Source organism: Inquilinus sp. KBS0705 (assembly GCA_005938025.2).
Lineage (GTDB): Bacteria > Bacteroidota > Bacteroidia > Sphingobacteriales > Sphingobacteriaceae > Mucilaginibacter.
This window is the reverse complement of sequence record VCCI02000001.1, coordinates 1,532,818-1,545,304: the sequence shown is the minus strand read 5'-3', so window position 1 is coordinate 1,545,304 and position 12,487 is coordinate 1,532,818. Positions and strand designations below refer to the sequence as shown.

Below are 12,487 nucleotides of genomic sequence, written 5' to 3'. Positions count from 1 at the left end.
TGATATCATAAAGATATCAACTTTTTTTTGATAAAAACAAGAAAAAAGTGTTATAACATAAAATGTATTATTTTTGAGTGGATAAACACCGTACATGGCACAACTATCATCCTCCCGGCAAAAGGCATTACTGCGTAAATACGCGCTAAATGTGAAGTATTTTATGATGCTGGCGAGTATCTCGTTAATTGTTTATACACTGCCTAAACAAGCCAAGTTTGGTTACGAGTACGAGAAAGGGCGCATATGGAACCAAAAGGACCTGGTATCGCCGTATAACTTTGCCATACTTAAAACAGATGGCGAGATACTGGCCGATCAAAAGGCAGCACTATCTACCGTAACACCTATTTACCAGTTAAATGATGTTATGGGTAACCAGCAGGTAGATGGCTTTAAAAGCGACCTGGAGATAAAGTGGCATACCGCGGGTATTAACGATAGGTTTAAAAATAAGTATTTGCAAACCGGGGCCGACCTGCTTACTCAGGTATACAACCGAGGTATTTTAAACCCTAACCCTAAATACCAGCAAAACCGGGCCGATTATACCGTAACCATATTAAATAACAATATTGCAAAAGATGTAAACACGGCCGATTTGTTTACCCGCGAGCGCGCAATTGCCTATTGCGATGCGAATATTGCCAAAGTGCCGGGTGTTGATAAAGCTTTTTTACTTGACCTGTTGCAAGACCGCATACAGCCTAATTTAAGCTATGATGCCAAGCTAACCGCAAGGCTGGAGAAAGAGGTGCTCGAAAACCTTTCTATCACACGTGGCATGGTGCAAAAAGGTGAAACCATTGTAGCCAAGGGTTCGGTAATAAACGATGAGGCTTATCAAAAGCTGGCATCTTACAAGAAAGCCTTTGAAGATAACGCCCGTACAAATGGTAACCGTACACTGGTTTTATTAGGGCAATTTTTACTGGTAGGTATCACCATTACCCTATTAATGGTATTCCTGTACCTTTTCCGCAGAGATATTTTTGACGATAACCGCCTGGTAAGTTTAATATTACTGGTAATTACGGCTATGCTGGCCACCCTGTCGCTGGCTATTAAAATACAGTTACCCAACCTATACTATATACCTTATTGTATAGTGCCTATCATTATCCGTATTTTATTTGATACCCGCCTTGCATTAAACATCCACTTGTTGGTAGTATTAATAGCAGGTTTTTTTGTACCCAACAGCTTCGAATTCGCCTTTTTCGAAATCACCGCCGGTATGGTGTCCATTTATAGTATTAAAAATTTAATACGGCGCGAGCAATTTTTAATATCGGCGCTTATCATCACCTTTACTTATTTTGTATCGTTCCTGGGGATATTCCTGATACGCGAAGGGACCTTTACTACCATTGATTGGGTTGATTTTGTACCTTTTGCTGTTAGCGTACTTCTTACCTTATTGGCTTATCCGCTGATATACTTATTTGAAAAGGTTTTTGCCATTACATCAGATATTACCCTTATCGAGCTGACCAATACCAACGCGCCATTATTGCGCGAAATGGCCTTTAGTGCGCCGGGTACTTTCCAGCACTCGTTACAGGTGGCCAACTTGGCCGAAAACGCTATTTATGCCATAGGGGGTAATTCGCTGTTGGTTAGGGCAGGGGCTTTATATCACGATATTGGTAAAATGGAGAACCCCTTGTTCTTTATCGAAAACCAAATCTCGGGCTTTAATCCGCACGATAAGCTCTCATATGAAGAGAGTGCCCAGATCATCATTCGCCACGTAAGCAAGGGTATCGAAATGGCCCGCAAAGCCAACCTGCCCGAGATCGTGATCAACTTTATACGTACCCACCACGGCAATACACGGGTAGATTATTTTTACCAGTCGTTTTTAAAGAATTTCCCCGAAAAGTTCATTAACGAGAACATTTTTAGGTATCCGGGGCCAATTCCTTTCACCAAAGAAACCGGTGTTTTGATGCTTGCCGACTCTATTGAAGCTGCTTCGCGGTCGTTAAAAGAGCCGGATGAAGAGTCGATAGGGATACTGGTTGACAGGATAGTAAAGTACAAGTTAGATCAAAACCAGTTGAATGACAGTAACATAACCTTGAAGGACCTGGAAACTATTAAAGTGATTTTTAAACGAATGCTGATGAGCATTTATCACGTTAGGATAGATTATTAGAAATCTGATTTATTTTTTTGACAGCTTAAGCTAATTACTATATTTGCAGTCCCTGAAAAAAGGGACTGTGAGAACACGGTGAGGTGCCTGAGAGGCCGAAAGGATCAGTTTGCTAAACTGACGTACGGGAAACTGTACCGAGGGTTCGAATCCCTCCCTCACCGCTGATAGTAATGTCAAAAAATACAAAAGTCCTGTAAACAAAAGTTTACAGGACTTTTTTTATTCCAGAATGCAGTGGCGATTTGTTATCGCGCTTTTCCAAATTGCCTTTAATAATCCTTTTCATTTAGACAGTTTGCTTTACAGATGTCGGGAACTTATTTTTCACATTTCATATTAGGCCTGATTTTTGTAATACGAAATTTATGTAATTATAAATTAACATTATTCGTATCAATAATCAACAGCTAATGATTTTTATGAAAAAATTCAAACTTAACCTTAGTCGCAATATCACATTAATTCTTGTTGTATTTACCGTATTAACGTCCTGTTCAAAATCGCTCACGTTCCAAAAGTCAGTGGTTGTACCTTCGGCGGTCGGTTCGGCAAAAGTTGGGAAAGACGACAACGGCAACCGTCAGGTTACCATCAAGGTGGAAAATTTAGTAGACCCGTCTAGATTGACCCCGGCGCGAAAACTTTATATAGTTTGGATGCAAACTAAAAACAATGGCATAATAAGCCTGGGTAAATTGGTGAGTAGCGAGGCTTGGTTTTCTACCGAGCGCAACGCCAAATTTACCTCTGTTCTAAACGACGACCCGGTCAGATTCTTTATCACTGCCGAAAACGATGCCGACGTAACTAACCCAGGCGGCGTAACAGTACTCTCTACAAGCGATTTTTAACACCTCATACCCATCATTTCCGCAACGTTTAGGCCTTGTAACAAAATGGTCATGTCAGTTAAACATTCTTTCTGTTCACTCGTTTTTAATTTGATTGCAAATTGTTCCAATGAAAGTAAGGATAACAGGAAATAAGATAAGATTACGCTTGAAGGAGCCGGAAGTACAGCGGCTTTTTAAGGACGAACCCATAGAAGAGCGCCTGGTGTTTGGCCAAGGTACTGATCAACAGTTGGTATTCAAATTGCAAATAGGTGGCTTGAACCAGTTAAGCATCAGTTATCAACCCGGCGCAATGATCATTAGCATGCCCAAAATGTTTTCGGAGACGCTTGCGATTACAGATAAGGTAGGATATGAAGACAAGATTGATACAGAAAACACAATGCATATACATTTACTAATAGAAAAGGACTTTGAATGCCTGGATGCACCGGAAGAGGCCAATGAAGGTTCCTATCCCAATCCAAAGCAGATTTGTTAACAGTGAAATACTAAGACAGGCCTTTCAGACACCTACAATAAGCGTTTGCGGCGCAGCTTGCTTAACGCGGGTTTGCAGCCAGGCTATCTGCCTTTCTGTGCCTTTTTGCAGCTTTGTACATAAATCTTTCAATTCCTTATCACGTAAGCCATCAGCTGCCTGCCGTATAATAGTCCAGCAGATATCAATTTCAGTTGCCAGTAACCACAGATCATGAAGATCGCGCAACAGCGCGAACGAACCTTTTTCATTATTATCGAACATCACCCTTTCGAGCTTTTCGGCAGTAGTATCGGGCTTGGCCGGGTATAGCTGTAGCTCAGGTTGTATATCCGAAATGTGGGCTTCAGACCAAGAAGCGAGCAGTTGGCAGGTTTGATAAACATCCGGCTCGTCACCATGTTTATCTGCTACCCTGTTAAAGGCTTTCACAGCCTCTTTTTCGGCATCGTAAACCAACTGTAGATAATTACCTAAAAGCATATCAGGCACCCTCCATTTTAAAGTTGTTAGTTATTACTTCTTCCATATGTTTCAAGGCGGCTTGTGCCTCTTCATCATCCTGCGCCACTGCCTTTCTTATTCGCACAGCGGCATATTTAAAATGCGGTTGTTTACTTACAGGATCCCATTCGGTAAGGGTAAGTTCATTAGCGGCCCGGCTACGGCTGTTATTATCCCAGTACCCGTAATGGAAAGGAATAAATATTATACCCGGTTCAATATCACCTACCATAGCCGGCTGGATTACAGAGCCACGGCGGGATGATATCTCTACCATATCTCCGTCTTTGATGCCATACTTGACAGCGTCCTGTGCTGATAGCTGAACATAGGCATCCGGTGCCGCGTTACATAATTCTTTCGATCTACCGGTTTTAGTCCGTGTGTGAAAATGATATACGACCCGGCCGGTGGTTAGCCAAAGGGGATAATCCTGGTCGGGTACCTCATGTGGTAGCTGGTAGTCAACAGCTTTTAAAAACGCCTTCCCTTTCGGATCTATTAGCCGATACTCATCCGGGGTTTGGGCTGCGCCGGTATCCAGGTCGTGTCCATAACTTTCACAATAATCGGCCGCTGTAGGAAAAACGCCGTTGGTGTACAAATGCGGTGTACCATCGGGATATTTTTCATTACAGGGCCATTGTATGCCGCTGCCCCCGGTTAACTTAGCATAACTCATCCCGGTATAGTCGCATGGCCTGCCGCGGGTACATTCCTTCCACGCTTCAAACGCTTCTTCGGGCGTATTCCATTTAATTAAGGGCGCTCCATCCTTATCCTTAAAATCCATCCGGCGGGCGTAGTCGATAAAAATGTCCAAATCAGACCGTGCTTCGCCGGGTGGCTCTACGGCTTTATGGCAAATATGTACCGTACGGTCTACATTGGTAGTGCAACCTGTTTTCTCTCCCCATATTGCTGCGGGTAAAATTACATCGGCCATTTGGGCGGTTTCTGTCATAAAAGCATCTTGTACAATCAGGAACAGCCCATCTCTGGTAAGCAGCTTGCGCATTCGGGCCAGTTCAGGCATGGATACTGCAGGGTTGGTTGCACTCACCCATAGCATTTTGATAGAGCCGGTTTCGGCAAAGCGCATTATTTGCATGGCATGCGTAGGGGGTGACCAATGCGGTATGGTATCCGGCTCTACGTTCCACAATCTTGCGAGTTCATTTATATGTTCTTTGTTTCCCCAGTTGCGAAAACCGGGCAGATCGCCATCGGCGCCTGTTTCGCGGGTATTCTGCGCAGTTGGTTGCCCGTTCATTTGGTAAATTCCACAACCCGGCCTGCCGATCAATCCCCTTATTAGATGAATGTTGTTTACCTGCACGGCGCTAGCCGTAGCCTGCATGGATTGATAGACACCTTGCAGTACCGTAGATACCAGTGTATTGGTTTTGCCCAGTAACATTGCAGCTTCATACAGCAGGTGTTCAGGTACTCCTGAAACTTCTTCTACACGTTGGGGATGCCATGCTGCTACTATATTTTTTAACTCCTCAAAGCCAACCGTATGAGCCGCTATATATCCCGGGTTGATCAGGTTTTCTTTGATCAGGATGTGAAGCAGGCCATTTAAAACAGGAATGTTTGTGCCTAATTTAGGTGCTAAATGCACCGTAGCTTTTTCGGCTGTATAAGTTTTTCTTGGGTCTATCACAATAAGTTTGGGAGGGTTTGGCCCCGCCAGGCGGTCAAGGATACGCATCCAGAGTACCGTATGTTGCGATGCGATGTTATGGCCCACATGCATGATCACATTTGCCGTATCCAGGTCGCTGTACGACCCTGGCTGCCCGTCAGACCCAAAGGACACTTTGAGGGCAGCGGCAGATGTAGCTGTACAAAGCCGGGTATTCCCATCCATATGTGGGGTGCCTAAACCGGCTTTACCAATAACGCCAAGCGTATAGTATTCCTCTAAAAACAATTGCCCGGAAGTGTAAAAGCCAATACCCAAACTGGTGTGTTTATCTATGATCTCTTTGGATTTAGCGACGATCAAATTCATCGCCTCATCCCAACTGGCCTCCTGTAATTCACCATCCCGCCTGATAAGCGGCCGGGTCAACCTGTCTTTGCTGTTATTGGCTATCCAGCCGTGCAGTCCTTTGGGCCCTAAGCGGCCACGATTTACGGCATCTACTGAACGGCCGCGTACACCCACCATTTTACCGTCCTTTACACCAATATCCAATCCGCAGCCAGCCGAACACAACACACAGGCGGCCTGTATCCAATTATCGGGTTCTTCAGTTACCCGCTCGTCTACACGTTCAGGCCATTGCTCATCAAAATAGGGTGTGCGCTCTCCCCAGATATCAGCAATACTATCTCTTGTTTGTTTCATCATGGTAACAATCTGATATATTATATACTTTTTATTTAAACATATGTTTTTCTTAAAGGTTAATTTATTTAATCAATAATAACTATTACAAGCAATATGTCTACTGCTTCATCAATCTCTAAACAACTCAAAGCATTCCCACCGGTTTATTTCGCATTGGTAATGGCTACAGGCATCATTTCAATCGGCTGTCATCTGCTCAAGGCCGAGGTGCCGGCTATGATACTTTTTTGGCTTAATAATGTGAATTACGTTGCATTGCTTACCATATTCATCGGTCGGATGATATGGTACCCGCAACAGGTGATGGCTGATTTATCTGATAGTGCACAGGGTGCGGGCTTCCTTACATTTGTTGCGGGCTCTGGTATGTTAGGCGTTCAATACTGCCTTATAGCTAAGGTGTTTTTACCAGCTATGGTTTTGTGGGTTATAGCATTGGTAGCCTGGGTATACTTTTTATATGGCTTTTTGTTTATCAGGATAACGGGGGCCTACAAGCCCGACCCGGAAAACGGCCTTAACGGAGGGTGGCTGTTAATGGTGGTTTCTACGCAATCCCTTTCTATATTGGGTAGTCAATTGGCCGCCCACCTGCCATTTTCAGCCAATATCACTTTGTTTTTTACCCTATCCGCTTACCTGCTGGGCTTGTTTTTTTATATTATGCTTATTGCGATCATCTTTTTAAGGATGACTTTCGATCCGATGAAGGCGCAGGAATTTATACCACCCTATTGGGTGCTAATGGGTGCAGCAGCTATTACCGCCCTTGGGGGGGCTGTATTTATCCAGTCTGTAAACACATCAGGCGTTTATACTGACTGGATACCTGTAATAAAGGTATTAAGCCTTATGGCCTGGATTATAGCCAGCTGGTGGATACCGCTGTTGGCCATGTTGGAAATTTGGCGACATTTTGCTAAAAAAGTGCCCTTTAAATATCAACCCGCTAACTGGGATACTGTGTTTACTTTAGGTATGTACACAGTTTCTTCTTACCAGTTAGCTAAAGCATTGCAAATTCCATTCCTGGGAATAGTGCCACAATTATTTATTTATGTAGCTGCACTTGCCTGGCTTGTCACTTTTTTATCGATGCTTAAAAGTTGGAGTAAGCATTATTTGATACAATGAACCTTTTGATATCATATAACTTCGATTAAATTTTCCTTCGAGTTTATAGCTAGCAATTAGTTATGTTTAGACAACTACATCTCTTAATGGCACTTTCTGCATTCCTGTAAAACTTTTATATTCAAAATTAGTTTTGTGTAAATGGCGCAGTTTTTTGCTTATCCTCAAGCCTCTGTTTTATTAAATGTACTCGCATCGTCAAATGAGGCAACCGCCGTTTATAGCGGCGACCAAATAATTATCGAATACGCCAACCAGGCAATGCTGGATTTTTGGGGTAAAGATACCAGCATAATAGGGCAGGAGCTTGAAGCAGGCGTACCTGAACTTAAAGGCCAGCCATTTAAGGCCATGTTGCAAAGGGTGTTGCGTACAGGCATTACTAATGAAGGTATCATGCCTGCAGAAACCCGCATTAATGGGGTTTTGCAAACCCGCTATTATGCGTATAGCTATCGTGCGGTCAACTCACAGGATGGCAAATCTACATATGTGCTGCATACCGCTACCGATGTTACATCGCGATTGGAAGGTGAGCGAGCCATACTTGAAGTGCAGAAAAAAGATACAGCCCTAAACCGCGAACAACAATTGAATAAGGAACTGGCATCTGTAAATGAAGAACTTAGTCAAACCCAGGAGGAACTCGCAGCTTTTAATATTGAATTAGAGCACAAGATAAGGCTAAGAACAGCAGACCTGGCCGAAAGCGAATTGGCTTTACAGATGCTGAACGAAGAGCTTTCGTCTATCAATGAGGAATTGTCGGCGACAAACGAAGAGTTGCTGGAAAGCCAGGCACGCTTGCAGCAGTTAGTAACCGACCTTGCCCTAAGCGAACGTATGGTGCGCAGCATAGTAGCCAGCGCGCCTTTTCCCATCGGGGTATATGTAGGCCGCGAAATGCGTATCGAACTTGCCAACCAATCTATTTTAGATGTATGGGGGAAGGGCAATGATGTAATTGGCCAAACCTATCACGATGTACTGCCTGAATTGAAAGGCAGTGGAATTTATGAGCAATTAGACCATGTGTACACCACAGGCAAACCCTTTCATGCGCGCAGCCAACGGGTAGACCTTGTGGTTGACGACCGGCTGCAACCCTTTTACTTTAACTATAGCTTTACGCCTTTATACGACGAGGATGGGCAGATATATGGAGTAATGAACACCGCTGCTGAAGTTACCGATATGGTAACAGCCAGGCTCAAGATAGAGCAAAGCGAACGCAATCTGCAGAATATTATCCTGCAATCTCCCGTGGCTATGTGTATTATGCTTGGCCCCGAACATGTCATCAGTGTAGCAAACCCACTAATGATAGCACTTTGGGGCAAACCTGAGCCACAAGTGATGAACAAGCCCATTTTTAAAGCGCTGCCTGATGCCCGCGGGCAAGGGCTGGAACAGGTGCTTAGCAATGTTTATCATAAAGGCGAAACCTTTCGCGCCAATGAAATGCCGGTAAACCTGTTACGTAACAACGTGCAGGAAACTGTTTACCAAAACTTTGTATATGAGCCTTACAGGGATGCCGATGGTGTTGTGCAGGGCGTTATAGCCATTACCATTGATGTAACCGAGCAGGTGATAGCACGAATGCGCACGGAAGAAAATGAAAAGCGCTTTATGTTTTTACTGAATGCCATGCCGCAACAGGTTTGGACGGCAACAGCTGATGGCTCACTCAATTATGTAAACGATGTAGTAGTTTCAGACTTTGGGCAAACGCCCGAGGCTGTAGTTGGCCAGGGTTGGCAGGCTTTTATTTACCCTGACGACTTGCCCGGTGCTTTAGCAAAATGGCAACGATCCTTACAAAGCAAGCGCGAATACCTTGCCGAATTTAGATTGAGATTCACCGACGGTAATTATTATTGGCACCTGGCACGGGCCTTACCACTCATAGAGGATGGTAAGGTAACTTTCTGGCTCGGAACAAACACCAATATCCATCAGCAAAAAACAAATGAGAATAAGAAGGACGAGTTTATTAGCATTGCCAGCCACGAGCTAAAAACCCCTCTTACCACTATCAAGGCATTTTTCCAGTTAAGCAAGAGGGAAGCAGATATACAGTCGAAACTGCGGCCATTTGTAGATAAAGCCGATAGGCAACTGGATAGGTTGGGACGACTGATAGAGGACCTGCTTGATGTATCAAAGATAAACGCGGGTAAGATGATCTATAATAAAGAAGATTTTAATTTTGATCAATTACTTGCCGATACTGTAGAAAGCATCCAGCAAACTACCAATACGCACCGTATCGAACTGCAAACACATTGCCGTATTACCTATCGCGGCGATCAGCACCGTATCGAGCAGGTGCTCATCAACCTGTTAAATAATGCAATCAAATACTCGCCTGATGCTGATAAGGTTGTTTTGCGCTGTGAACTGGAAAATCAAAATTTGATCATTTCTGTGCAGGATTTTGGGATAGGTATTCCCGAAGAACATTTAAAAGGCTTGTTCGACCGTTTTTACCGTGTAGACAATTCTTCGGCCCGGTTTCAGGGCTTAGGTTTGGGGCTTTTTATATCAAACGAGATAGTTAAACGCCATGGCGGCAGTTTATGGATAGAGAGCCAACCTGATAAAGGATCAACCTTTTATTTTCTGCTACCCCTTAGTGGTAAACTGGAATTTAATGACGTAGCAACCGACCTGAATACTTACTACGAAGGTAGTTATATCAAGATGAATTATGTACCCGAAGGCCACTATATGGATGTAGACTGGCTTGGCTATCAAAACTACGATTCGGTAGTGAAGGGATGCGAAATTATGCTGGACCTAATGAAAAAAAACAATTGCCATTGGGTATTGAATGATAATACCCATGTTAAGGGCAATTGGTCGGAAGCCTCTGACTGGGGAGCCGATGTGTGGTTCCCGGCTATGGCTGAAGCCGGCCTTAAAAAATTCGCCTGGATCTATTCGCCAAGCACGTTTAGCCGCATTGCTGCCAATAAAAGTCTGCCATCAGAATACGACGCTGTACAGGTTGCTTTTTTCGACGATAAAGCGCTGGCCTTAGCATGGTTAAAGGGATAAGGCATAATTTGACCCCAATGCCGCTTATTAAACACCGATAAATCTTTAAAAGATTATACTGCGCTGATATAAAAACGATAGTTTTGAGCCGAAAAACATCTTTCTATCCGCGTATATGCAAATCGAACATCTTTTACCCGCCATAATCTCTAACGATAGTTTACATGCCCGCTGGCTTAATACGCTATCGCTTTTAGAGAACACCGGAGCTCGCAAAATATCTGCAAGCGAGGACACTACGAGCGTTACCGAAATTATTTTAAAGCACGCTGCCGAAGAGCACCGCCATGCATATTATCTAAAAAAACAGATAGCAAAGGTAGCGCCCGGTACTTGCCCTACTTATGCCCCCGAATTTTTGCTTGCACCTACATGGAGCAAATATTACCTTAACGCGCTTGACGTAAAGGTTTGCCGCTATTTAAAACAGGTATTAGGCTTAAAAGGAGCGGAGCTGAAATTTGCCGCCTATTTATTGGTTACTTACGCAATTGAAGTGCGCGCCGACCTGCTTTATCCGGTATATCAGCAATGCCTTGATAATGCCGCAAGCAGGGTGCAGGTAAAATCTATCATACTGGAAGAAGAAGGCCATCTGGAAGAAATGATAGCACAATTAAAAAGCTTTTCGCCCGACTGGCAACAGCGTGCAGACGAGGCTGTAGTTTTTGAAACCTTATTATTTGATAGCTGGGTGAATAGGGTTGCCGGCGAAATAGGCATTCAGCAGCTGGCATAATTGGCTTATTTCAATGGCCGTGTTAAACGAGTGCAGACAAATCCTTATCCGCTCTGTCCCGGAGGCTACTGTGGGGCTTAAAATAGCCCTCACATCAAAGCCTGTTTGTTGCAGGTGTAATGCTGCTGTGCTTGCGGCGGCATTGCTATTAAACAATATACATTGTATCGGCGTATCGCTTGGTAAAAGCGAGTAACCGTTTGCCGGTGTTAGGGTGTGTTTAAATAACCCGATGTTGCTTTTTAGCTTAGTTATTTCTTCAGCCGATCTATACAAAAGTGCATATGTGCTCTTTATGGCCGCTAATTGATGAAAGGGTGCCGCAGTACTGTAAATAAAAGAGCGTGCAAAATTTACCAGGTAATTTTTGAGTAACGCGCTGCCAAGCACTACCGCCCCGTGCGAGCCAAGCGCTTTGCCAAAGGTAACTACCCGGGCAAAAATATGCTGCTCTAAACCAAGGTGTACCGCCAGGCCTTTGGGATAAATGCCTACCGCATGGGCTTCATCTACTATTAATAGGGCGTTATAGCGCTGTGTAAGCTGCAAAATAGCTGCTAATGGTGGTGTATCGCCGTCCATCGAATAAACGCTCTCTACGACGACATAACAAGTGCCTTTAGCCAGCGTAAGTTTAGCCTCAAGGCTGCTAAGATTGTTATGTTTAAATTTTAAACGGGTGGCGTGGCTTAAACGCGCACCATCTATTAAAGATGCATGTATCAGCTCGTCGCATAATATAGTATCTCCTTTTTGTGGTAAGCTTGATAACAGCCCAAGGTTAGCATCGTACCCCGAATTAAACAACAAACCTGCTTCAGCGTTATGGTAAGCCGCCACATTCGTTTCCAAATCTTCGGCATAAGCCGAATTGCCCGATAGCAGCCGCGATCCTGTTGCCCCTGTAAGGTGTTGGGGGTGGCTTTCCAATTCATGGGCAATAGCGCTTTTCAACGCTGCCGACCTGGCGAAACCAAGGTAGTCGTTCGAGCAAAAGTCTACCAGTCCGCTCTCCGCTTTCAATTCGCGGTAATTGCCGGCAAGCTTTCTTGCGTTTAACCTGGCTTGCATAAAATACTCGGGCGTATTCAATTTTTGTTTTTTCGGCTAAATTAAAGTTGAATTTTAATATAATGCGCCTATTTATTTTCTAAATGTTAGTTTTACCATAGGATGAGCCAATATT

Annotated in this window: 9 protein-coding genes and 1 tRNA gene; 7 read left to right on the top strand and 3 right to left on the bottom strand. The window is 43.9% G+C overall.

Annotated elements, in window-relative coordinates; all coding sequences use genetic code 11:
• Window positions 1-94 precede the first annotated feature (94 nt).
• From FFF34_006740 to FFF34_006725, 4 genes are all read left to right on the top strand, one after another.
• Window positions 95-2,161, top strand: a complete 2,067-nt coding sequence (locus FFF34_006740) for an HDIG domain-containing protein (GenBank protein TSD67084.1) — start codon at window positions 95-97, stop codon at window positions 2,159-2,161.
• 77 nt (window positions 2,162-2,238) lie between these two features.
• A tRNA-Ser gene (locus tag FFF34_006735) sits at window positions 2,239-2,325 on the top strand.
• Window positions 2,326-2,583: 258 nt separating this feature from the next.
• Window positions 2,584-3,015 (top strand): hypothetical protein, encoded by a 432-nt coding sequence (locus FFF34_006730; GenBank protein ID TSD67083.1) that lies wholly within the window; start codon window positions 2,584-2,586, stop codon window positions 3,013-3,015.
• A 109-nt stretch (window positions 3,016-3,124) separates the two neighbouring features.
• On the top strand, window positions 3,125-3,499 hold the full coding sequence (locus FFF34_006725; protein TSD67082.1) for a hypothetical protein: 375 nt from the start codon (window positions 3,125-3,127) through the stop codon (window positions 3,497-3,499).
• A 24-nt stretch (window positions 3,500-3,523) separates the two neighbouring features.
• On the opposite strand, the gene FFF34_006720 is transcribed toward FFF34_006725, so the two are convergent.
• A complete protein-coding gene (locus FFF34_006720; GenBank protein TSD67081.1) occupies window positions 3,524-3,982 on the bottom strand; it encodes a molybdopterin oxidoreductase in 459 nt (152 codons plus the stop codon).
• Window position 3,983: 1 nt separating this feature from the next.
• Complete coding sequence (locus tag FFF34_006715; protein TSD67982.1) at window positions 3,984-6,362, bottom strand: nitrate reductase; 2,379 nt, start codon at window positions 6,360-6,362, stop codon at window positions 3,984-3,986.
• 96 nt (window positions 6,363-6,458) lie between these two features.
• On the opposite strand from FFF34_006715, the gene FFF34_006710 reads away from it, so the two are divergent.
• The 3 genes from FFF34_006710 to FFF34_006700 all read left to right on the top strand — a co-directional run bounded on the left by FFF34_006710 (window position 6,459) and on the right by FFF34_006700 (window position 11,301).
• Complete coding sequence (locus tag FFF34_006710; GenBank protein ID TSD67080.1) at window positions 6,459-7,499, top strand: C4-dicarboxylate ABC transporter; 1,041 nt, start codon at window positions 6,459-6,461, stop codon at window positions 7,497-7,499.
• 141 nt (window positions 7,500-7,640) lie between these two features.
• A complete protein-coding gene (locus FFF34_006705) occupies window positions 7,641-10,562 on the top strand; it encodes a PAS domain S-box protein (GenBank protein TSD67079.1) in 2,922 nt (973 codons plus the stop codon).
• A 121-nt stretch (window positions 10,563-10,683) separates the two neighbouring features.
• Entirely contained in the window at window positions 10,684-11,301 is a 618-nt protein-coding gene (locus tag FFF34_006700; GenBank protein ID TSD67981.1) for a hypothetical protein, read from the top strand.
• On the opposite strand, the gene FFF34_006695 is transcribed toward FFF34_006700, so the two are convergent.
• Entirely contained in the window at window positions 11,242-12,372 is a 1,131-nt protein-coding gene (locus tag FFF34_006695; protein ID TSD67078.1) for a pyridoxal phosphate-dependent aminotransferase family protein, read from the bottom strand. The two genes, FFF34_006700 and FFF34_006695, sit on opposite strands and share 60 nt — an antisense overlap.
• Between the last annotated feature and the right edge of the window lie 115 nt (window positions 12,373-12,487).